Source organism: Stenotrophomonas sp. CASM106, from assembly GCF_049384825.1.
Classification (GTDB): Bacteria; Pseudomonadota; Gammaproteobacteria; order Xanthomonadales; family Xanthomonadaceae; genus Stenotrophomonas; species Stenotrophomonas muris.
Window position 1 is genome coordinate 256730 of sequence record NZ_JBMRFS010000001.1, and the last position, 23973, is coordinate 280702.

At 67.6% G+C, this 23973-nt stretch carries 13 protein-coding genes; 12 read left to right on the forward strand and 1 reads right to left on the reverse strand.

Annotation, left to right across the window (positions count from 1 at the left end):
- Nucleotides 1-521: 521 nt before the first annotated feature.
- The 8 genes from VG556_RS01210 (at nucleotide 522) to VG556_RS01245 (ending at nucleotide 14141) form a co-directional block, all read left to right on the forward strand.
- Nucleotides 522-3650 carry a TonB-dependent receptor gene (locus VG556_RS01210; protein WP_100450087.1) on the forward strand — a complete coding sequence of 1043 codons (3129 nt, stop codon included), beginning with the start codon at nucleotides 522-524 and terminating at the stop codon, nucleotides 3648-3650.
- A gap of 130 nt (nucleotides 3651-3780) precedes the next feature.
- Nucleotides 3781-4539, forward strand: coding sequence for a SapC family protein (locus VG556_RS01215; RefSeq protein WP_075076931.1), 759 nt, complete (start codon nucleotides 3781-3783; stop codon nucleotides 4537-4539).
- Between the two features lie 3 nt (nucleotides 4540-4542).
- Nucleotides 4543-5565, forward strand: a complete 1023-nt coding sequence (locus VG556_RS01220) for a cupin-like domain-containing protein (protein ID WP_100450086.1) — start codon at nucleotides 4543-4545, stop codon at nucleotides 5563-5565.
- Between the two features lie 11 nt (nucleotides 5566-5576).
- Nucleotides 5577-7109 (forward strand): tryptophan halogenase family protein, encoded by a 1533-nt coding sequence (locus tag VG556_RS01225; RefSeq protein ID WP_100450085.1) that lies wholly within the window; start codon nucleotides 5577-5579, stop codon nucleotides 7107-7109.
- Nucleotides 7110-7273: 164 nt separating this feature from the next.
- Nucleotides 7274-8767 (forward strand): xylulokinase, encoded by a 1494-nt coding sequence (gene xylB / locus VG556_RS01230; RefSeq protein ID WP_111144287.1) that lies wholly within the window; start codon nucleotides 7274-7276, stop codon nucleotides 8765-8767.
- Between the two features lie 43 nt (nucleotides 8768-8810).
- Nucleotides 8811-10145 carry a xylose isomerase gene (gene xylA / locus VG556_RS01235; protein ID WP_043395866.1) on the forward strand — a complete coding sequence of 445 codons (1335 nt, stop codon included), beginning with the start codon at nucleotides 8811-8813 and terminating at the stop codon, nucleotides 10143-10145.
- 31 nt (nucleotides 10146-10176) lie between these two features.
- Nucleotides 10177-11586, forward strand: coding sequence for a sugar porter family MFS transporter (locus VG556_RS01240; protein WP_100450083.1), 1410 nt, complete (start codon nucleotides 10177-10179; stop codon nucleotides 11584-11586).
- Nucleotides 11583-14141 carry a glycoside hydrolase family 3 protein gene (locus VG556_RS01245; RefSeq protein WP_100450082.1) on the forward strand — a complete coding sequence of 853 codons (2559 nt, stop codon included), beginning with the start codon at nucleotides 11583-11585 and terminating at the stop codon, nucleotides 14139-14141. The genes VG556_RS01240 and VG556_RS01245 overlap by 4 nt, the downstream gene beginning before the upstream one ends.
- A 67-nt stretch (nucleotides 14142-14208) precedes the next feature.
- On the opposite strand, the gene VG556_RS01250 is transcribed toward VG556_RS01245, so the two are convergent.
- Complete coding sequence (locus VG556_RS01250) at nucleotides 14209-15267, reverse strand: LacI family DNA-binding transcriptional regulator (RefSeq protein ID WP_181452948.1); 1059 nt, start codon at nucleotides 15265-15267, stop codon at nucleotides 14209-14211.
- 92 nt (nucleotides 15268-15359) lie between these two features.
- Here VG556_RS01250 and VG556_RS01255 point away from each other — a divergent pair, with 92 nt between their 5' ends.
- Genes VG556_RS01255 through VG556_RS01270 form a run of 4 tightly spaced genes read left to right on the forward strand, consistent with a single transcriptional unit; the run spans nucleotide 15360 to nucleotide 23957 of the window.
- The gene (locus VG556_RS01255; protein WP_242884101.1) at nucleotides 15360-17534 is read left to right on the forward strand and encodes an alpha-glucuronidase family glycosyl hydrolase; all 2175 of its coding nucleotides are present in this window, start codon (nucleotides 15360-15362) and stop codon (nucleotides 17532-17534) included.
- A complete protein-coding gene (locus VG556_RS01260) occupies nucleotides 17531-19519 on the forward strand; it encodes a sialate O-acetylesterase (protein WP_100450081.1) in 1989 nt (662 codons plus the stop codon). Before VG556_RS01255 ends, VG556_RS01260 begins: the two co-directional genes overlap by 4 nt.
- Nucleotides 19520-19572: 53 nt before the next feature.
- Nucleotides 19573-21267, forward strand: a complete 1695-nt coding sequence (locus VG556_RS01265; protein ID WP_100450080.1) for a glycoside hydrolase family 43 protein — start codon at nucleotides 19573-19575, stop codon at nucleotides 21265-21267.
- On the forward strand, nucleotides 21264-23957 hold the full coding sequence (locus VG556_RS01270; protein ID WP_100450079.1) for a glycoside hydrolase family 3 protein: 2694 nt from the start codon (nucleotides 21264-21266) through the stop codon (nucleotides 23955-23957). Before VG556_RS01265 ends, VG556_RS01270 begins: the two co-directional genes overlap by 4 nt.
- Nucleotides 23958-23973 lie beyond the last annotated feature (16 nt).

The window sequence follows — 23973 nt, forward strand, 5'->3', positions numbered from 1 at the left end:
GTTGGCCGCGAAAACGGCGGAGCCGGACGGAACGAGTACGGCGAGCCGACTGCGGCGGCGATGCGCTGGAGAGCATTCACGGTCCGTTCCTTTCTGGATGACCCGCAGGCGCGGGCATCTTTCCTGCGGCGGGTGAGCGGTGACCGGATGCAGCAGCAGCCCGGTCATCAGTAGCGGGGTGATTCCAGCGCCGCTACGCGCGCTGCCGATTTGCTGCGCTGCATGGTGACAAGCGCGAACCCGGGTGATTACTCTCCGCTGCAACGCGATGGTAGCGCTACCAGTCGGACGGGGATCCAAGGTCCAGGGGCTGCCTTCTTTGCCGCGTGTTTGTCCTGGCAGGCTTGAGAAGCAAGTGTAAGTCGCGGCGTGCTCCAGCAGCCGTGCTGTTCGGTTTGGAATGCGGGCCACGCCCGTGCGTGCCCCTGGGAGGGGGCGGTACATCCATTCGATCGTATGTCAGAGGGGACTTTCATGAGCACTTGCAGTTTCCGTGGCACCCCGGGCCCGAGGTCCGGTTCATGAGCCGCGCGTTGGCGAAGTTCCGGTCCCGGGCCATGTTCACCTTCGTGGGTGGCGCCCTGGTCATCAATCCTGCGTTTGCGCAGGACGCAGCACCGGCAACCGGGCAGCAGCCGCAGAGCCAGTCGCAGCCCACCCAGCTCGATGCAGTGCAGGTCACGGGCATACGCAACAGCCTGAGCCAGGCCATGGACATCAAGCGCGACTCGGCGGGCGTGGTCGATGCGATCAGCGCCGAGGACATCGGCAAGTTCCCCGATACCAATCTTGCCGAGTCGTTGCAGCGCATCACCGGCATCTCCATCGAGCGCCGTGACGGCGAGGGCGCGCAGGTGACCGCGCGTGGCTTTGGTCCGCAGTTCAACATGGTCACGCTCAATGGTCGCCAGATGCCCGGCGCCGATGCATTCGGTGCCTCCGGGCAGGTGGCCATCGGCGGTGTCGACGGCGGCACTCGCGCCTTCAATTTCGCGCAGCTGGCCGCCGAGGCCATCAATGGCATCGAGGTCTACAAGACCAGCCAGGCACAGGTGCCCAGCGGTGGCATCGGCGCGACGATCAACATCCTGACCTCGCGCCCGCTCGACCACGCCGGCATCGTGGCCAATGCCGGGGCAAAGCTGGTCTCCGACCAGAGCCAGCCGTTCGACAACGACCTGACGCCGGAGCTGTCGGGCATCTTCAGTTACAGCAATCCGGAAAAGACCTTTGGCGTCAGCCTCAGCGCGAGCCAGCAGAAGCGCAAGGGCGGCTCGGTGCAGGCCACGGAGAACTACTGGAACGTGCAGCCCTGGACGGGGTCGATGCCGGGCAACCCGACCGTGGTGAACGCCCCGGCCGTCGGCCAGCTCTATGCGCGGCCCAACGACCTGCGCTACGCGTTCTCCGAATTCGAGCGCGAGCGAGTCAATGGCCAGGCAGTGCTGCAGTTCGCACCGACGGACAGCCTGACCCTGACGATGGATTACACCTACTCGACCAACGAGATCACCGAGAATCGTGGCGAGCAGGGCATGTGGCTGCAGAACAGCAACTACACCAATGTCCAGTTCGACACCTCCGGTGCGGTCGCCACCCCGGTCTACATCCGCGAGATCGCCGGCACCAAGGACTTCGGGCTGGAACAGCAGCGCAGCATGCAGGAGTACAAGCTGGGCTCGCTGGGCTTCAACGCGGTGTGGAATGTCAGCGACCGTTTCAAGCTCAGCTTCGATGCGCACAATTCGAAGAATGAAAGCCGCCCCAATGACCCACTGACCGGCGGCGGCTCCATCTTCATGAGCATTGCCGGCACCAACAACTGCACCCGTGGCCCGCATTGCGGTGGCTCCTGGGTACAGGAATTGAACTTCAACAATGGCCTGCCGGTCGGCACCCAGGTCTGGTATCCCAGCACTGCCGATGCGATCGCCGGGACCAATGGCGTGGTCAATCCGGGCTTCCAGGAAGGCGAGATCGGCACCCAGGTGCTGCGCGTCAACGCGCAGACCCAGATCAGCAAGATCAAGCAGGCGCGTGTCGACGGCGAATGGAATTTCGACCACGGCCGCTTCCAGTTCGGCGTGGATACGAACAAGTCCACCACCCACCGCATCCAGGCCGCCGAGGCCTATTCGACACTGGGCGACTGGGGCGTGGCCAACGTGGACCGGGATACCGCCGCCGGCCTGATGGACCTGCTGCAGCCGGTCAGCATCGTCGGCCTGTTCGATGACTACAGTGCCAACAGCTGGCCGGCCTGGCGCGGCAATGCCGGGCAGCTCGCGCAATGGGCATCGCGCGAGTACGGCGTCGGCCTGGGTGTGAACCCGCAACGCGCGGCCGACAACTTCGTGGAAGAGAAGACCAAGGCGGCGTACTTCCAGGTGGAACTGGACGGGGAGCTGGGCGGCATGCGCACCAATACCCGCCTGGGCGTGCGCTATGAAACCACCGACGTGGTGTCGACCTCGGTCATTGCCGTTCCCGAGTCCATCGAGTGGCAGGCCAACAACGATTTCCGCATCGTGCTGTCCGATGAGCAGCAGCCCTTCACCGAGAAGGCGCGGTACAGCTACATCCTGCCCAACCTTGATTTCAGCATCGACCTCACCGAGGAACTGAAGGGCCGCGTTTCGTTCGGCAAGAGCATCGCCCGCGCGCCGTACGGCAACCTGTATGCAGGGCCCGGTGCCCAGCAGCCGTTCGGCTCGGTGCTGATCGATCCGTCGTCGCGCGCCAGCGGCAATTCGCAGAACCCGAGCCTGAAGCCGCTGGAATCGGACAACCTCGACCTGGGGCTGGAGTGGTACTTCGCCGATGCCAGCTATGTGTCATTGACCTACTGGAACAAGTCGGTCAGCAACTTCATCGGCAACACGGTCGTCCAGGAAAGCCTGTACGGCCTCACCGACCCGACCTCCGGGCCGGATGCGCGGGCGGCGTTGGACTTCCTGACCAGCGGCGCCTGCGTGGCCCAGGTCGGGCCGGCCAATGCGGCCGCCTGCTCGGCCAACGACACCTCGCTGTTCACCGCACTGGCGCTGCTGCGCAACAATCCAGCTGGCCTGGGCGCCTACAACGGCACCGATGCGCAGGTACTGGCCACCGAAGCGGCCTACGATCTGTATGGGCAGGCCAACGACCCGCTGTACCAGTTCAACGTCAATCGCCCGATCAACCAGAACAAGTCCAAGCTGCATGGCTGGGAACTGGGCGGCCAGTACTTCTTCGGTGACACCGGCTTCGGCGTGCTGGCCAACTACACCGTGGTCAAAGGTGATGTCGGCTACAACAATGGCGGCGATCCGGGTATCGACCAGTTCTCGCTCACCGGCCTGAGCGACACTGCCAACGCCATGCTGATGTACGAGAAGTACGGGTGGTCGGTGCGCCTGGCATGGAACTGGCGCGACCAGTACCTGATCCTGGCCAACCAAGGTTCCAGCCGCAATCCGTACTACGTGGAGCCGTACGAGCAGTGGGATCTCAGCGTCAACTACGCGCTGGATGACCACTGGTCCTTCAGCCTGGAGGCGATCAACCTGACCGGCGAGGATGTGCGGTGGCGCTCGCGCACCTCGCAGATGATCGTCAAGCTGGCCGACCAGAGCCCGCGCTACATGCTGGGCGTCCGCTACAAGTTCTGAGCCTGGTTGCCGATGTGCCCGGCACGGCACCGCTGTCCGCGGCGGTGCCGCCCGGGGCCGAGTCGCCGCACCTGTCGCGCGCCTGCGCTACCCTGCTGGCCAGCCACCCCGCACTGGACTGGATACCTCGATGGCCCGCTATGAAATGCTCAACAACATCGCGCATCGGGACCTGAGGGTCGCCACCGGATTCGGGCCGCAGTTCGGCGATGCGGTGGGCATGGTGCCGGCCTATCCCAGCGAGTTCGCCGAACTGCAGCGCGAGTATCCGATCTTCCTGCGCCGGGAGGCCGGGACCGGGGCGTGGCAGTCCGTGGCCCTACTGGGTTTCGAGCAGCACGAGAACCTGTACCTGCAGGACGGACGCTGGAATGCCTCCTACCTGCCCGGCGCGGCCGCAAAAGGGCCGTTCCTGATCGGCTTCCAGGAGCACTACGTGGACGGCCTGCTCACCCAGGACGCGGTGATGCACGTCGACCTGGACCATCCGCGTGTCACCTCCGGCGCCGGTGAGCCGGTGTTCCTGCCGCAGGGTGGAAACACGCCTTACCTGGACCACATCGCCGGCGTGCTGCGCGGCATCCACGAGGGCAGTGCCTTCGCGGCCAGTATGTTCACAATGCTCGACGACTGTGGGCTCATCCAGCCGGTCACGCTTGATGTGCAGCTCGCGCCGCATCACCGCGTGGGCGTGAGCGGATTGCACGGCATCGACCGCGAGCGCCTGGCGGCGCTGGACAGTTCACGCCTGGCTGCGTTGAACCGCGCCGGTTACCTGGAAGGTGCGTACCTGATGCTTGCGTCGCTGCATAACATGCGCCGCCTGATCGCCGAGAAGCAGCGCCGTCTCCGCGTCCAGGACGGCAACGCGCAGGCGGTCAGGAACTGACCGGTGCAAGCCTGCCTGCCGATACGGAGCCTGGAAGGCATCGATCCTGCTGCCTTGCCATTGGCCGCCCTGGTGGAGGCCGGTGAGCCGGTCGTACTGCGCGGCATCGCCAGCGGTTGGCCACTGGTCCAGGCCGGACTGGGCGGCGTGCGTGACGCGATGGCGTACCTGTGCAGCGTCGATGCGGGTGCGCCCATCCAGTACTCGTTCGGCGGCGCCGAGATCGCGGGCCGCCCGTTCTACAGCGCGGACTTCACCCGGCTGAATTTCGAAGTGCGGCGTGGCGTGCTCGCCCAGGTGCTGGAAGAGATCGCCGCGGCGCTGCATGCGCCGCGGCCGCCAACCTATTACGTGGCCTCGCTGCCGATCACGCGGGCACTGCTGCCGGCATTCGCGCAGGCCAACGACGCCGGGCTGGCGAAGCAGGGCATCGATGCCGCCGCCAGCATCTGGATCGGCAACCGGGTGACGGCCTCGTGCCATTTCGACACACCCGACAACCTCGCCTGCTGTGCGGTGGGGCAGCGCGAGTTCACGCTGTTCCCGCCCGCCCAGGTCGACAACCTCTATCCGGGCCCGCTCGAACCCACGCCGGGGGGGCAGGTAGTCAGCGTGGTGGACTTCGAGCGCCCCGACTTCGATCGGCATCCACGTTTCCGCGAGGCGCTGGCGCATGCACGCAGCGCGGTACTTGGGCCCGGCGATGCGATCTTCATTCCCAGCATGTGGTGGCACCATGTACGCAGCCTGGAACCGTTCAACGTGCTGGTGAACTACTGGTGGCGAAGCTCACCGGCCTGGCTGGGGTCGCCGCTGGCGGCGCTGCAGCATGCGATGTGGTCCGTGCGCGACCTGCCAGCGCGTGAGAAGCAGGCCTGGGAAGGGCTCTTCCGTTACTACGTATTCGGCCCCGGCGAGCGCGCCGGTCAGCACCTGCCTGAGACGGCGCGCGGGGATCTGGCACCGTTCGACGAGCAGCGCGCCCGCCGCATGCGCGCGATGCTGCTGGGCAGGCTCAACCGTTGAGAGAGGGCACCGTGTTGGATACCCAGAGCACGCCTGCAGGGCGCATCCGCAAGGTGGTCATTGCCGGTGGCGGTACGGCGGGATGGCTGGCCGGCTGCGCGCTGGCGCATCAGTTCCGTGACCAGCTGCAGATCACGCTGGTCGAGTCCGAGCAGATCGGCACGGTCGGCGTCGGTGAGTCCACCGTGCCGCCGATCCGCACCTTCCATCGCTTCCTGCAGATTGACGAGCAGGAGTTCCTGCGCGCGGTGGCCGGCACCTTCAAGCTGTCGATCTCGTTCGAGAACTGGCGCCTGCCGGGGGATCGCTTCTTCCATCCGTTCGGCACCATCGGCCACGGCACCTGGGCGGCACCCTTCCATCACTTCTGGCTGGACAGCCTGCGCCGCGGCATGCCCTCGGAGCTGGGCGACTTCAGCCTGGAGAGCATCGCATCGCATGGCGACCGCTTCTCGCTGCACACCCAGCCGCAGGCCAGCTATGCGTATCATTTCGATGCCAGCCTGTATGCGCGGTTCCTGCGCCGCAGGGCCGAGGCCCACGGCCTGCGCCGGATCGAAGGCAGGATCGCCCAGGTCAGGCAGCACGCGCACGACGGTTCGGTGCAGGCGCTGGTACTGGACGACGGCCAGGTGATCGAGGGTGACCTGTTCATCGACTGCACCGGCTTCCGTGGCCTGCTGATCGAGCAGACGCTGGGCACCGGCTACGAGGACTGGCACGAATGGCTGCCGTGCGACCGCGCTGTGGCGGTGCAGACCGAAGCGGTGGCGCCGCCGGTGCCCTATACGCGGGCGATCGCCCACGAAGCGGGGTGGCGCTGGCACATCGCGCTGCAGCACCGCGTTGGCTGCGGGCTGGTGTATGACAGCCGCCACCTGTCCGATGACGAGGCCGCAGCGAAGCTGCTGCGCGATGCCGGGGCTCCACCTTTGCGCGATCCATGGAAGGTGCCGTTCCGCAGCGGGCGCCGGCTGAAGGCCTGGAACAGGAACGTGGTGTCGCTCGGGCTGGCCAGCGGCTTCATCGAACCGCTGGAGTCGACCAGCATCCATCTGACGATCAGCGCGGTAGTGCGCCTGATCCAGCTGTTCCCGTTCGACGGCATCAGTGCGTCGCTGGTGCAGCTGTACAACGATGTCAGCCGGCAGGAAATGGAGCACGTGCGCGACTTCATCATCCTGCACTACCACGCCACGCAGCGCAGCGAACCGATGTGGAAGGCCTGTCGCGAGATGCGCGTGCCCGAATCGCTGCAGCAGCGGCTGCAGGCGTGGCGCGAGCGTGCACATGCGTGGCAGGACCCCGGCGAGCTGTTCCGCGTGGAATCCTGGACCAGCGTGCTGCTTGGGCAGGGCATCGCGCCCGGTCCCGCCCACCCGCTGGCGCGGGCCGTGAGTGACGCCGACCTGCGCACCCTGTTGAGGGGGATCCAACAGCCCGTGCAGCAGGCTGCCGCGCAGATGCCGGCGCAGGCGGAGTTCATCGCGCAGTACTGCAGGTCCGGCGTGGACGTGTGGCGTTCGACGGCAGCAAGCGCGTAGCAGGGTTTTGCGTTGCAGCACGCTTTTTCCGCTGCAGCTGGTTACAGTGCGGCAACACCGCTGGCGATGACGCGCGCGGTGGCAACGAGGGGGCCGGACACCACGCCCCCTTTTTGAGTCCACGGAATGTTAGCGCTACCTTTTTTTGATCGGAGGCGGTTTCGATGGGTCTGGTTGCAGGGATCGATGCAGGGACGCAGAGCCTGAAGGTGCTGGTCTATGACCCGCGGACGCAGGTGGTGGTGGCCTCGGCCAGCGTGCCGCTCGCGCTGGACAGCGGTGCCGACGGCAGCCGTGAACAGGCGCCTGCCGACTGGGTGTCGGCCCTGCGCGACTGCTTTGCCAGGATCGATCCCTCGCTGCGCGCTCGCGTCGTCGCGCTGGCGGTATCGGGGCAGCAGCATGGGTTCGTGCCGGTTGATGATGCTGGCGAGGTACTGGCGCCGGCCAAGCTGTGGTGCGACACCAGCACCTCGGCCGAATGCATCCAGATCATGGACGCCGTGGGCGGGTTCCAACGGACCATCGCGCTGGCGGGCAATCCGATCCTGGCCGGCTACACAGCGTCCAAGCTGCCCTGGACCCGGATCCACCGTGCCGACGCCTATGCGCGGCTGGCGACCATCCTGCTGCCACACGACTACCTGAATTTCGTGTTGACCGGGCAGCGGTTCTGCGAGCTTGGCGATGCGTCCGGAACCGGCTGGCTGGACGTGCGCACACGCACCTGGACGCAGGAACTGCTGCGCGCCACCGATCCTGATCGTGATCTTGCCGCCTGCCTGCCGCCGATCGCAGCACCCGACGCCCTGTTTGATATCGCGCCGAAGGCCGCGGCCGCGCTCGGGCTTGCAGCGGCGGTGAAGGTGGCCGTTGGCGGCGGCGACAACATGATGGCGGCGATCGGCACCGGCTGCGTCACGGAAGGTCGGCTGGCGATGAGCCTGGGAACCTCCGGAACGCTGTTCGCCTATTCCGGCTCGCCGGTGATCGATCCGGACGGTGCGTGGGCGGCGTTCTGCTCGTCCACCGGTGGCTGGCTGCCGCTGATCTGCACCATGAACTGCACCGTGGCCACCGAACGCGTGGCCAGCGCCCTCGGTTTCAGCACCCGCGACGGCGATGCGCACCTCCACGCGACGCCGCCGGGCGCAGGGGGGCTGGTGATGCTGCCGTTCCTCAATGGCGAACGTACCCCCGACCTGCCGCTCGGCAAGGGCGTGCTGGCAGGCCTGGACATCGCCAATTTCACCCCGGCGCACCTCTACCGCGCCGCCATGGAGGGCGCGACCTACAGCCTGAAGTACGGCTACGACGCCTTCGTCCGCGCGGGCATGCAGTTCGATCGCATCGTGCTCACCGGCGGCGGCAGCAACAGCGCGGCCTGGCGTCAGCTGGTGGCTGATGTGTTCGGCCTGCCGGTGGACGTCCCGGTACAGGCCGAAGGCGCGGCGTTTGGTGCGGCACTGCAGGCGCTGTGGGCGCTCGCCCGGGCGCGGGGAGACGCCACCTCGATCAGCGACATCACCGCGCGCCACGTCACCGTCGATCCCGCGCTGTCCGCACGGCCGGATCCGGCCCGCAGCGATGCCTATGCACGGGCCTACGCACGCTTCCTCAGCCATCTTGATGCCATCACGCCGCTGCAGCGCGGCTGATGGCTCCTCCACGACACCTCGTACAACGACAGGAGCACGCACCATGAGCACGCAGCCCTTCATCGGCGCCAAGGAGTACTTCCCCGGCGTCGGCCGCATTCCGTTCGAGGGCAAGGGCTCGGACAATCCGCTTGCCTTCAAGGTCTACGATGCAAACCGGGTCATCGGTGGCAAGACCATGCAGGAGCATCTGCGCTTCGCCGTGTGCTACTGGCACACCTTCTGCAATGCCGGGCACGATCCGTTCGGCCCGGGTACCCGGCAGTTCCCGTGGGAGGCAGCCTCGCCACTGGCCACGGCCGAAGCGAAGGTGGACGCGGCGTTCGAGTTCTTCACCAAGCTGGGCGTGCCGTACTGGTGCTTCCACGATATCGACCTGGCGCCGGATGCCGACGACATCGGCCAGTACCAGAAGAACCTCTCGCATATGGTGGCCCTGGCCAAGGCGCGCCAGGAGGCCACCGGCGTCAAGCTGCTGTGGGGCACGGCGAACCTGTTCTCGCACCCGCGCTACATGAACGGCGCATCGACCAACCCCGACTTCGCGGTGGTCGCGCGCGCAGCGGTGCAGGTCAAGGCCGCGCTGGAGGCCACGGTCGAACTCGGCGGCGAGCACTACGTGTTCTGGGGCGGACGCGAAGGTTATGCGTCGCTGGCCAATACCCAGATGAAGCGCGAGATCGAACATTTCGCGCGCTTCCTCACCATGGCCCGCGACTACGGCCGCAGCATCGGCCTGAAGGGCAACTTCCTGATCGAGCCCAAGCCGATGGAGCCGATGAAGCACCAGTATGACTTCGACAGTGCCACGGTGGTGGGCTTCCTGAAGGAGCATGGGCTGGACAAGGACTTCAAGCTCAACATCGAAGCCAACCACGCCACGTTGTCCGGGCACACCTTCGAGCACGACCTGCAGGTTGCGTCCGACCATGGCCTGCTCGGCAGCATCGATGCCAACCGCGGCAACGCGCAGAACGGCTGGGACACCGACCAGTTCCCCAGCGATCTGTACGACACGGTGGGTGCGATGCTGGTCGTGCTGCGTCAGGGCGGCCTGGAAGGAGGCTTGAACTTCGATGCCAAAGTGCGCCGCGAATCGACCGACCTTGAGGATCTGTTCATTGCCCATATCGGCGGCATGGACGCCTTCGCACGCGGACTGGAGGTCGCCCATGCACTGCTGACCGAGTCGCCCTGGGAGCAATGGCGCAAGGAGCGCTACGCGAGTTTCGACAGCGGCGCCGGCCAGGAGTTCGAGCGTGGCACGCTCAGCCTGCCGGACCTGGCGGGCCTGGCCGCCCGCCTCGGCGAACCGCACCAGGCCAGCGGCAAGCAGGAGCGTTACGAAAACCTGCTCAACCAGTACCTGCTGCGCTGAGCGCGGCAACGGTGCACGCAAGGGGACGGGAATGAACCAGGCAGCAGGCAGCGGTGAGAACACCCGGCTGATCGTACTGATCAGCGTGGTAGCGACGATTGGCGGTTTTCTGTTCGGCTTCGACAGCGGCGTGATCAACGGCACCCAGGACGGCCTGCACCAGGCGTTCCGGTCCGGTGAATGGATGCAGGGGTTCGAGATCGCGTCGATGCTGCTGGGCTGTGCGGTGGGCGCGTTCAGTGCCGGCCGCCTGGCCGACCGCCTCGGCCGTCGCAACGTGCTGATCCTGTCGGCGGTGATGTTCCTGCTGTCGGCACTCGGTGCCGGGGCGGCGGCCTCGTCGGGCTGGTTCATTGCGGCGCGGGTGGTGGGTGGGTTCGCGGTAGGCGCGGCGAGCGTGATCTCGCCGGCCTACATTGCCGAGGTCGCTCCGGCCCGCTATCGCGGCCGCCTGGCCACGGTGCAGCAGATCGCGATCATCACCGGGCTCACCGCTGCCTTCCTGTCCAACTACCTGCTGGCGGCCGCAGCGGGCGCGTCGACCGAGCCGCTGTGGGCCGGGCAGGCTGCCTGGCGCTGGATGTTCTGGATGCAGGCCGCGCCATCGCTGGTGTTCCTGCTGCTGTTGCTGACCATTCCTGAGAGCCCGCGCTACCTGGTGGTGAAGCGGCGCAAGGACGACGCGCTGCGCGTGCTCACCCGGCTGCTCGGCAGCGACAAGGCCCGCGCCACGCTCGAAGAGATCGATGCCTCGCTGTCCAACGACCACCATCGCCCGCGCCTGTCCGATCTGAAGAGCCGGGCGACCGGGCGGATCCGCCCGATTGTGTGGGTCGGCGTCGGGCTGGCCTGCTTCCAGCAGCTGGTCGGCATCAACGTGGTGTTCTATTACGGCGCCGTGCTGTGGCAGGCGGTCGGGTTCTCCGAGAACGACGCACTGCTGATCAACGTGCTGTCCGGCGCGCTGAGCATCGGTGCCTGCGTGGTCACGGTGCTGCTGATTGACCGGATCGGCCGCAAGCCCCTGCTGTGGTTCGGCTCGGCCGGGATGTCGCTGTCGCTTGCACTGGTGGTGGTCGCGTTTGCAAGTGGTTCACTGGCCGACGGGCATCTGCAGCTACCCGGGCGCATGGGCACGCTGGCGCTGGTGGCGGCCAATGCCTATGTCGTGTTCTTCAACCTGTCGTGGGGGCCGGTGATGTGGGTGATGCTGGGCGAGATGTTCCCGAACCAGATCCGCGGTTCGGCACTGGCGGTCGCCGGCGCAGCGCAATGGACCTCCAACTTCGTGGTGACGGTGACGTTCCCGATGCTGCTGGCCGCGGCAGGGCTGGCGGCCACCTACGGCATCTACCTGGTGGCGGCGATCATCTCGGTGATTTTCGTGGTCCGGCATGTGCACGAGACCAAGGGCAAGGAACTGGAGCAGATGGAAGGATGAGCGCCATGACATCGCAGACCTCCTTATCCCGCAGCGGCGTGCTGGTCGCCGTGCTGACGCTGGCGTTGCTGGGCTGCCACGGCCAGGACCGGCCCGCCGCCACTGCGGGAGCCGCCAGCGGCCCGTGGCCACAGGTCACCTGGCCACTGGCCGCGGATCCTGCGCTGGAGAAGCGGATCACCGACCTGATGGCCGCCATGACGGTGGAGGAAAAGGTCGGCCAGCTCGTGCAGGGCGACATCGCCAGCCTCACCCCCGATGACGTGCGGCGCTACCGCCTTGGTTCGATCCTGGCCGGCGGCAATTCCGACCCCGGTGGCCGCTACGATGCGTCGCCAGCCGAGTGGCTGGCGCTGGCAGACGCCTTCTACGACGCCTCCATGGACACGTCGAAAGGCGGCAAGGCCATTCCGCTGCTGTTCGGCATCGATGCCGTGCATGGGCAGAGCAACATCATTGGCGCCACGTTGTTCCCGCACAACATCGGGCTGGGCGCCACGCGCAATCCGGAGCTGCTGCGGCAGATCGGTGGCATCACCGCGCTGGAAACCCGCGTCACCGGCATGGAGTGGACGTTCGCGCCGACCGTTGCGGTACCCCAGGATGATCGCTGGGGCCGCAGCTACGAGGGCTACTCGGAATCGCCCGAGGTGGTGGCCAGCTATGCCGGCGCCATGGTGGAGGGATTGCAGGGCAGGGTGGGAACACCGGAGTTCCTCGATGGCCGCCATGTGATCGCCTCGGTGAAGCACTTTCTCGGTGATGGCGGCACCACCGACGGCAAGGACCAGGGCGACACCCGCATCAGTGAGCCGGACCTGGTACGCATCCACGCCGCCGGATACCCGCCGGCCATCGCCGCCGGCGCGCAGACCGCGATGGCATCGTTCAACAGCGTCAACGGTGAAAAGATGCACGGGCACCGGCACTACCTCACCGATGTGCTCAAGGGACGCATGAACTTCGGTGGCTTCGTGGTGGGCGACTGGAATGGTCATGGCCAGGTCAAGGGCTGCACCACCACGGACTGCCCGGCCACGATCAACGCGGGCCTGGACATGGCGATGGCCTCGGACAGCTGGAAAGGCTTCTACGAGACGACGCTGGCTGCGGTGAAGGACGGCCGGATAACGCCGCAGCGCCTGGACGATGCGGTGCGCCGGATCCTGCGGGTCAAGTTCCGCCTGGGGTTGTTCGAGGCCGGCAGGCCGTCCACGCGGGCCGTTGGCGGGCAGTTCGCACTGATCGGCGCGCCGGCACATCGCGCGGTGGCCCGGCAGGCCGTGCGCGAATCGCTGGTCCTGCTGAAGAACCAGAACGGCGTCCTGCCGCTGTCGCCGAAGCAGCGGATCCTCGTGGCCGGCGACGGTGCCAACGATGTCGGCAAGCAGGCCGGCGGCTGGACGCTCAACTGGGAGGGCACCGGCACCACGCGCAAGGACTTCCCCAATGCGGACTCCATCTACGAGGGCATCGCGCGCCAGGCCAGGGCGGCCGGTGGTGAAGCCGTGCTTGCCGTTGACGGTCGCTATGCAGTGAAACCCGACGTGGCGGTGGTGGTGTTTGGCGAAGACCCCTATGCCGAGTTCCAGGGGGACCGGCCCACCTTGGCCTACAAGCCGGGCAACGAAACGGATCTGGCGCTGCTCAAGCGGCTCAAGGCCGATGGCATACCGGTCGTCGCGGTCTTCCTGAGCGGGCGTCCGCTCTGGGTGAACCGGGAAATCAATGCCGCCGATGCCTTCGTGGCCGCGTGGCTGCCGGGCTCGGAAGGCGCCGGCATTGCCGATGTACTGCTGCGCGGAAGCGATGGCCGGGTGCAGCACGATTTCAAGGGCAAGCTCAGTTTCAGCTGGCCGCGCACCGCCACCCAGTACGCCAACAACGTCGGCCAGAAGGACTACGATCCGTTGTTTGCGTTCGGCTTCGGCCTGACCTACGCCGACAACGGCGACCTGGCCGCGCTGCCGGAGGCATCGGGTGTGACCGGCAACGAGGGTGCGACCGGCGTGTTCTTCGCGCGCGGTCATGCAGGCCCCAGCATGGCGCTGCGCCTTGAGCAGGCCGCAGGCCAGGGCCTGACCGTGACCCGCGTGCCGGACGCATTGCCCGATGATCGGCTGAAGATCACCGGCGTGGATCATCTGGCGCAGGAGGATGGGCGCCGCCTGGCCTGGTCGGGCAAGGGCGAGGCCGTTGCTGCACTGCACTCGCACACGGCGCTGGACCTGCAGCGCGAATCCAACGGTGACCTGATGCTGCTGACCACGCTGCGCGTGGACGCTGCGCCGGAGGGTGAGGCGTGGCTGTCGGTCGGTTGCGGCGTGGGCTGCTCGGCACGCATCGCCATCGGGCCGTCGCTGGCGGCGCTTCCACAAGGCCAGTGGAAGCGCGTTGGCGTGCCGCTGAAGTGCCTGGCCAAGGCGGGTGCAAAGCTGGACGCGATCGACCGACCGTGGTCGGTGGTGACGGCCGATGCGATGACGATCTCCGTGTCACGCGTCGCGCTGGGCGCACTGAACGAAGCCGAGGTCGCCCTTGGATGCGGCGCATGATTGCTGCCGGCCTGACCGGCACCCTGCCGCCTACTGCGCAGGCGCAGGCATGAGGGCGGGGCCTGCGCTACCGGCGCGTGGGCGGTGCGGCTACCGAACCGCGAGCGATCAGCCGATGCGGCATCATATGTTCGCGCAGCACCGTTGCGTCCCCCGCAGGACGGCGGATGGTGCGCAGCAGGATGTCGATGGCCGCGTTGGCCATCGAGGCGATGGGCTGGTGGATCGTTGTCAGTTCCGGCCACACGGTGGTGGCGGCCGAGGTGTCATCGAAACCCACCACCGACAGGTCGCGTGGCACTTCCAGCCCGCGCCGATGCGCCACGGAGATGGCGGCGGCGCCCATGTCGTCGTTGCTGGCGAAAATCGCGGTCGGTGGCCGGCGCTGGGACAGCAGCTTCTCGGCCGCGGCCAGGCCGGACCGGTAGGTGTAGTCACCGTGCTGGACCAGGCCGGGCTCCACCGCCAGCCCGGCCTCGCGCAGGGCGGTGACGAAGCCGTCGTAGCGGAGCGCACTTGCGCTCAGGTCATCGCGCCCACGGATGAAACCGATGCGGGTGTGTCCCTGCCGGAGCAGGTGATCGGTCATTTCCCTGCCCGCACTGAAATCATCGATGCGGACGCAGGACAGGGCCTCGCTCAGGCGACCCGATGCGATGGCCACCACCGGAATGCCAGCCTTGACCAGTTCGCTTACGGCGGCCTGCGATTCGCACAGCGGCGGCGGCAGGATCACCCCGTCGACGCGTCCGGCGAGCGCACGCGCCGCCCTGCGTTCGGATTCGGCATCCAGGTTGTCCCAGTAGTCGATGACCAGCTGGATGGCGGAACTGGAGGCGACGCGCAGCAGGCCCACCAGCAGTTCGCGCAGGTAGGCGCCGCTGGGGTTGGTGTAGATCAGCGCAATGCGCGTGTGCTGTGCAGCGGCCAGCGAACTGGCGGCAAGATTGGGCGTATAGCCCAGCTCACGCACGGCGCGCAGCACGCGCTCTCGGGTGACGTCGCGCACCTTGCCCTGGTTGATTACCCGCGACACGGTCATCGGCGAAACGCCGGCAAGGGCCGCAACCTCGTCGATCGTCACGCCTGCGGTTCTGCGGCGAACCGATTTCTTCGGCTTGTCCAATGCACGATCCCTTTGTTCTTGGTGGCGCTGCCGCGCGGGTGCGAAGGACGATGATGCGCTGCCCCGGGCCCGGACGTAGTCTACAAAGGCGCATGTTAACGCCGTTGTTGCGCGCTGTCGGCACGCACCTGTGGGCCCTGCTCGTGCTGCTGGCCTGTGCTGGCGGGGCACGGGCGGAGGATGGCTATGCGCTGTGGATGCGCTACCAGCCGGTTGCCGCAACGGTCGCTGCCGATTACCGGCGGCAACTGGCCGAAGTGGTGGCCCCGGATCGCACGCCGATGCAGCGCGCCACCCGCGACGAGCTTGCGCGCAGCCTCCCTGGATTGCTGGGAGCGGCGCCGCCGATGCGAACGGCAATCAGTACCGAGCGTGCCCTGGTGCTGGGCACGCCGCAATCTTCGACACTCGTCGCCGCGTACGGCAACGAGATCGCCACGTTGGGCAACGAGGGCTTCCTGATCCGGCGGGTCCGGATCGAGGCGCGCGATGTGCTGCTTGTGGCGGCACGCCAGGATGTCGGCGTGCTGTATGGCATGTTCCATCTGCTGCGCCTGCTGCAGCGTGGCACCCCACTGCAGGCGCTGGATGTGCGTGAGTCGCCGCAGGTCGCACTGCGTGTGCTCAACCATTGGGACAACCTGGATCGTTACGTCGAGCGTGGCTATGCAGGCAGCTCGCTGTGGGACTGGCAGACGTTGCCGCAGTGGCGTGACCCGCGCTACACCGACTACGCCCGTGCCAACGCCTCGCTCGGCATCAACGGCACCGTCCTCAACAACGTCAATGCCAGTGCGCTGAGCCTGTCGCCGGCCTATCTGGCCAAGGCCGCCGCGCTGGCCGACCTGTTCCGGCCCTATGGCATCCGGGTCTACCTGAGCGCGCGCTTCAGTGCGCCGATCGAGCTTGGCGGCCTGGCAACGGCTGATCCGCTGGATCCGGCTGTGCGGCGCTGGTGGCGCGACAAGGTCGATGAGATCCATGCGCGCATTCCGGATTTTGGCGGTTTCCTGGTCAAGGCGAACTCGGAGGGGCAACCCGGCCCGCAGGATTACGGTCGTTCCCATGCCGACGGCGCCAACCTGCTGGCCGAGGCACTGGCGCCCTACAACGGCGTAGTGATGTGGCGCGCCTTCGTGTACTCGCACCAGGTTCCCGAAGATCGCGCCAAGCAGGCGTACAGCGAGTTTGTAGGGCTGGACGGTGCCTTCCGCCCCAACGTGATCGTGCAGGTGAAGAACGGTCCCATCGACTTCCAGCCGCGCGAGCCGTTCCATCCGCTGTTCGGCGCCATGCCACGCACGCCGCTGATGATGGAACTGCAGATCACCAAGGAGTACCTGGGTTTTGCGACGCACCTGGTGTACCTGGGAACGCTTTACGAAGAAGTGCTGCAGGCCGACACCCATGCACGTGGCGAGGGCTCCACGGTCGCCCGCGTGGTCGACGGCTCGTTGGAAGGTCATGCACTGACCGGCATCGCCGGCGTTGCGAACATTGGCGTAGACCGCACCTGGAGCGGCTCGCATTTCGACCAGGCCAACTGGTACGCGTTCGGGCGACTGGCATGGAATCCGCAGCAGTCCGCGCGCGGCATTGCCGAGGACTGGGCTGCGCTGACCTTCTCGCCCGACCCGCAGGTGACCGGCCCGATCGTGCGGATGATGATGGACTCGCGCGAGGCGGCAGTGGACTACATGACGCCGCTCGGGTTGCATCACCTCATGGCACGCGGCCATCACTACGGTCCCGGCCCCTGGGTGGACGGCGGCCCGCGTGCGGACTGGACGTCGGTCTACTACCACCGTGCAGACCGCAACGGCATCGGTTTTGACCGCAGCGCAAGCGGAAGCAACGCCGTGGGGCAGTACTTCCCGCCGGTTGCCGGGGTTTATGGCGATCCGGCGCGGGTGCCCGAGTCGCTGCTGCTGTGGTTCCATCACGTGCCGTGGGACCGCCGCATGCGCTCGGGCAGGACGCTGTGGGACGAACTGGTCGGGCGCTATTCGCGGGGTGTGCGCCAGGTGCAGTCGATGCAGGCGACCTGGGCGGGCCTGCGCGATCGGATCGATCCGCAGCGGCACCAGCAGGTGGCGGCGTTCCTGCAGATCCAGCGCGAGGAAGCGCAGTGGTGGCGCGATGCCAGTGTGGCGTACTTCCAGTCAGTCAGCGGCCGACCGCTGCCTGCGGGAGAACGGCCACCGCCACAGCCGTTGTCGTACTACCAGGCGTTGCAGTTTCCTTTCGCACCCGGAGATGGGCGATGAACCGGTTCGGATGGTCCGCCCGCGCGGCGGCGTTGATGGTGCTGGCGTGGCTTGCCGCACCGGTGGCGGCCGGCGAAACGACGGGTTTGCTGCACCCGCTGTTCCAGGACCATGCGGTCCTGCAGCGCGACCGGCCGATCACCGTCTGGGGCCAGGCAAGCCCTGGGCAGGCGGTATCGGCCACCTTCGCGGGCCAGGCGGTGGCCACACAGGCCGATAGGGCAGGCCGCTGGCAGGCCATGTTCCCCGCCATCGCCGCAGGCGGCCCGTACACCCTCGAGGCAACCGCCGGGACCCGGCGTGAGACGGCGCGGGATCTTCTGGTCGGCGACGTCTGGTTGTGCGCGGGGCAGTCGAACATGGAGCTGCCGGTCTGGCGCTCGCTCAACGCAGCCAGCGAGATCGCCTCGGCCACGCTGCAACGGATCCGGCTGTTCAGCGTGCCGAAGGACGCGGCCGTGCAGGCGCAGGAGAGCTTCAAGGGTGACCCTGGATGGACGCGGGCAACGCCCGATTCGGTGCGCGGCTTCTCTGCAGCCTGCTTCTATTTCGCCCGCGAACTGCAGCGCACGGTTACCGTACCGATGGGGCTGATCCAGGCAGCGTGGGGCGGCTCGCGGATCGAGACCTGGACCAGTACCGATGCCCTGCGCGGGCAAGGTGGCATGGACGAGGCCCTCGATATTCTCGCGCGCTCTGCCCGTGATCCGCTGGAGGCACGCGCAGCCTGGGGCCGCCACTGGCAGCACTGGTGGGAGACGCGCGAAGGGGCGCTGCCGGGCGACGCACCTTGGCGCGCGGATACCGATGACCGCGCATGGTCGCACGCACCGGCCACACTGGGCGCATGGGAGCGGTGGAACGAGCCCGCGCTTGCCGATTACAACGGCATGGTCTGGTATCGCACGCAGGTGGTGCTGAGCGCTGAACAGGCTGCACGCGGCGCGACCCTGGAGCTGGCATCGGCCGACGAGGTGGACGTGACCTGGGTGAACGGGGTCGCCGTCGGCAGCCAGTACGGCGCCGGCCAGAGGCGCTATCCGTTGCCGAGTGGCCTGTTGAAGGCGGGATCCAACAGCATTGCGGTCAATGTGCTGGACACCTACGGCGAAGGCGGCCTGGCCGGCCCCTCAACGGCATACGGCCTGCAGTTCGACAACGGCGAGCGCGTGGCACTGCAGGGCCCCTGGAAATACCGGGTGGCGGCGGGCCAGCAGGCGCCGCCTTTCGCGCCATGGCAGGCCGCCACCGGGCTGTCGACGCTGTACAACGGGATGATCGCACCGCTCGGGGGCTTCGGGCTGCGCGGCATGCTCTGGTATCAAGGTGAATCGAACACCAGCGATGGTGCGACGTATGCGATGCGGTTGCGTGCGCTGCGCGAGGACTGGCGGCGGCAGTTCGGTGCGCGCACGCCACTGCTGCTGGTGCAGCTGGCCGGCTACGGCCAGCCGCCGGTGGCGCCCGCCGCCAGCGGTTGGGCGCAGGTGCGTGAGGCGCAGCGGCGCGTCGCCGCCGAGGACGCGCTGAGCGGGCTCGCCATTGCCATCGACATCGGCGACGCCTATGACATCCATCCGCCGAACAAGCAGGAGCTCGGGCGCCGCCTGGCGCGCTTGGCGCGCCACGTGGTGTACGGCAAGCAGGACGTGGCGCCGTCGGGTCCGCGAGCGGTAACGGCCGTGCGCACGCCCGCTGGCGTGGCCATTGCGTTCGAGGATGTCGAAGGCGTGCTCACCGCGACCGGCGCGCTGCGTCCGATTGGTTTTGAACTGTGCGAGACCAGGGGTGATAGCGGCCACTGCGACTACGGCGACGCTGAACTGGATGGGCGCCGGATCCTGCTGCGCGGCCCGCTGTCGACGCACGCAACGCATGTCCGCTACTGCTGGGCCGATGGCCCGGTGTGCACGCTGCGCGACGGCAGCGGGGCACCGGCAGGCCCGTTCGAACTTCCCATTGCCGAAGCCGAGACGCGACGATGATGACGCTGTCCAAGCAGTCCCCTCCGGTCCGCGACAGGGCCGGCCTGAGGTCGATGGCGCGCCACCTGCTGGCGGCGGCACTCCTGCTGTCGGCCGCAACCAGCCCGGCCAGCGCGCCGCCGGACGCACCGCCGGTGTACTTCGACTGGTTCGAATACCGCGGCCACGACGCGGCCTTCGACACGCCGCTGCCGGCCGGCCACTACCGCAATCCGGTGCTGGCCGGCTTCCATGCCGATCCCAGCATCGTGAGCGCGAACGGCCGGTTCTACCTGGTCAATTCCAGCTTCACCTATTTCCCGGGCATTCCGGTGTTCGAGAGTGCCGACCTGGTTCACTGGAAGCAGATCGGCAACGTGATCGACCGCGCCACGCAGCTGGATTTCGACGGGCTGAGCGTCTCGCGCGGCATCTTCGCGCCCACCATCGAATACCACGATGGGGTCTTCTACGTGGTGACCACGGCCACCGACAGTGGTGGCAACTTCATTGCCACCGCGCGCGACCCGGCCGGTCCGTGGTCCGATCCGCACTGGCTGCCCGGCATCGATGGCATCGATCCATCACTGTTCTTCGATGACGACGGCAAGGTGTACCTGGTCAACAACGACGCGCCGCCCGGCACACCACGCTACGACGGGCACCGCGCCATCTGGATGCAGCAGATCGATCTGGCTGCCTTCAAGCCGGTGGGGCCGCGCCGGGTGCTGGTCGACGCGGGCGTGGAGCCGGCGAAGAACCCGATCTGGATCGAAGGCCCCCACATCTACAAGCGCCAGGGCTGGTATTACCTGTCCGATGCCGAAGGCGGCACCGGGCCGCAGCACTCCCAGGTGGTGCTGCGCAGCCGCACCGTGTGGGGCCCGTATGACCCCTACGCGGGCAATCCGATCCTGACCCAGCGCGAGCTGCCCGACGACCGACCGCTACCGATCACCAATGCCGGCCATGCCGACCTGGTCGAAGGCCCGGACGGTTCGTGGTGGGCGGTGTTCCTGGCCAGCCGCAACTATCAGACGCGGCACTACAACACCGGGCGCGAGACCTATCTGCTGCCGGTGCGCTGGCAGGACGGCTGGCCACGGATCCTGCCGGCCGACCAGCCCATCCCCTATGTGGTCAAGGCGCCGTCGTGGATGCAGGGCGAGGCATCCCAGGCCCCCTCGACCGGCAACTTCGTCGAGCGCGACAACTTCGATGGCCCGAGGCTCGATCGCCAGTGGCTGCGCGTGCGGGTGCCCAAGCACGCCTGGGCCGACCTCGCCACGCGCCCGGGAATGCTGGCCGTGCACCCGCTTGCCGAGGATCTGGACACGCTGCGCAATCCCGCGTTCCTTGGCCGACGCCAGCAGCACCTGCGCTTCGAGGCGAGCGCCGCGATGAGCCGGCCGGGGCCTGGCGTGGCGGCCGGCCTGGCGGCGTTCCAGAGCGAGGCGTACTGGTACTTCCTTGGCGTTCGCAGCCTTCCGGACGAGCGACTTTCGCTCTTCCTGGAAGTGCGTGATGGCGGTGGCAGTACGCGCATCGTGGCGACCCGCGAGGTGCGGGCACCGGATGCGTTGCGCCTGAAGATCGCCGGCAACGAGGGCGACTACGCGTTCTCGTTCGATACCGGCGACGGGCAGGGCTGGCAACTGCTTGCAGGCAAGGTGGATGGCACCGTTCTGAGCACGGACCGGGCGGGCGGCTTCGTAGGCGCACTGCTGGGTCCCTTCGCGCGCGATGAGCGCACCGGGAGAAGCAAATGAGGCTGTCGCTGTCGTCCAACGCCCGTCGCCGCACGTTGCGCCGCGGGCTCACTGTGTTCGTTCTGACCTGCATCGCGGCGGCCGCATCCGCAGCCGCGCCGCGGCCCTGGCTGGACGTTTCGGCCAGCTTCGAGCAACGGGCTGCCTCACTCGTCGCGCAGATGACGCTGGAAGAGAAAGCCGCGCAGATGCAGAACGCCGCGCCGGCAATCGAACGCCTGGGTGTGCCCGCCTACGACTGGTGGAATGAGGGACTGCATGGCGTGGCACGGGCAGGGCAGGCCACGGTCTTTCCGCAGGCGATCGGCCTGGCCGCGACCTTCGATGTGCCGTTGATGGGGCAGGTGGCCACGACGATCAGCGATGAGGCCCGCGCAAAGCACCACCAGTTCCTCCGCGAAGGCGCGCACGGCCGTTACCAGGGGCTGACCTTCTGGTCGCCGAACGTCAACGTCTTCCGCGACCCGCGCTGGGGCCGCGGACAGGAAACCTATGGCGAGGACCCGTACCTCACCGCGCGCATGGGCGTGGCCTTCGTACGTGGCCTGCAGGGCGACGACCCCGTCTACCGCAAGCTGGACGCCACCGCCAAGCATCTGGCCGTGCACAGCGGGCCGGAGGCCGACCGCCATCACTTCGATGCACGGCCCAGCCGGCGCGACCTGTATGACACCTACCTGCCGGCATTCGAGGCGCTGGTCAAGGAGGGCGACGTCGATGCTGTGATGGGCGCCTACAACCGCGTGTACGGCGAGTCCGCCAGTGCCAGCCGTTTCCTGCTGCGCGATGTGCTGCGACGCGACTGGGGCTTCAAGGGCTACGTGGTCTCGGACTGCTGGGCCATCGTCGACATCTGGAAGCACCACCATATCGTGACCACGCGCGAAGCCGCTGCGGCGCTGGCGGTCAGGAATGGCACCGAGCTGGAATGCGGCCAGGAGTACGCCACGCTTCCGTCAGCCGTGCGTCAGGGTTTGATCAGCGAAGCGGAGATCGACGATGCGGTGACCCGTCTGTTCACCGCACGGATGCGCCTGGGCATGTTCGACCCGCCGGAGCGGGTGCGCTGGGCGCGCATTCCGGCCTCGGTGAACCAGGCCCCGGCCCATGATGCGCTGGCGCTCAAGGCCGCGCAGGCGTCGCTGGTGCTGCTGAAGAACGACGGCATCCTGCCGCTGTCACGCGACATCAAGCGCATTGCCGTGGTCGGACCCACTGCCGACGACACCATGGCGCTGCTCGGCAACTACTTCGGCACACCGGCCGCGCCGGTCACGATCCTGCAGGGCATACGCGAGGCGGCCAAGGGCGTCGAGGTTCGCTATGCCCGCGGCGTGGACCTGGTGGAGGGCCGCGACGATCCCGGTGCCACGCCGTTGATCGAGCCGACCTTCCTGCGGCCTTCGGCGGACTCGCCCGAGCGTGGCCTGCGTGGCGAGTACTTCCGCACGCCCGACCTGTCCGGTACGCCGGCCCTGGTGCGTACCGACGCGCAGATCGGCTTCCGCTGGGACCGCGGCTCGCCGACCGACAACCTGCTGGCACGCGGCGAAGCGGCACCGGGGCAGGGGATCCCGAACGACCGCTTCAGCATCCGCTGGAGCGGCCAACTGCTGCCACCCGTGTCCGGCCGCTACCGGCTGGAGGTGGCCGGCGATGATGGCTACCGCCTGTACCTGGACGGCAAGCGCGTGATCGATCACTGGGTGAACACAGATCGCCTGCATGCCGAGGGCATCGAACTGGAGCTGCAGGCCGGGCGTGCCTACGCGCTGACGCTGGAGTACTACGACGACGAGCGCGATGCCGGCGTGCGCCTGGGCTGGCGCATGCCCGGCGCCAAGGCGCCGTTCGATGAAGCGCTCGATGCCGCACGCGAAGCCGATGTGGTGGTGTTCGTCGGTGGCCTTACCGGCGATGTCGAAGGCGAGGAAATGACGGTCAACTATCCAGGCTTTGCCGGTGGCGACCGTACCGACCTGCGGTTGCCCGCCCCGCAGCGCACCCTGCTGGAGGCCCTGCACGCTACCGGCAAGCCGGTGGTGATGGTGCTCACCGGCGGCTCGGCGATCGCCGTGGACTGGGCGCAGTCGCATCTGCCGGCGATCCTGATGAGCTGGTACCCCGGGCAGCGCGGCGGCACCGCCGTCGGCCAGGCGCTGTTCGGCGACGTCAATCCCGCCGGCCGGTTGCCAGTGACGTTCTACAAGGCCAGCGAAGCGTTGCCGGCATTCGACGACTACGCCATGGAGGGCCGCACCTATCGCTACTTCCGCGGCACGCCGCTTTATCCGTTCGGTCACGGCCTGTCGTACACGCGGTTCGACTATGGAACGCTCCGCCTCGATGCAGACAGCCTCCGCGCCGATGGCCGCCTGGGCGTGGCGGTCGATGTGACCAACGCAGGCACGCGCAGCGGTGACGAAGTGGTGCAGCTGTACGTGCGGCGCGAGCACGCTGGCAGCGGCGATGCCGTGCAGGAGCTGCGTGGCTTCCAGCGGATCCATCTGGCCCCGGGCGAACACCGCACGGTGACGTTCACCCTGGAGGCAGCGCAGGCCCTGCGCCACTATGACGAAGCGCGCGCCGCGTATGAGGTGCGGCCCGGTGCCTACGAGGTCAGGGTGGGGGCGTCCAGTGCCGATGCACGCGCGCAGGGCAGGTTCACGGTGGTGTCCGCGCATGACTGATCGCTCTCGCCGGCAT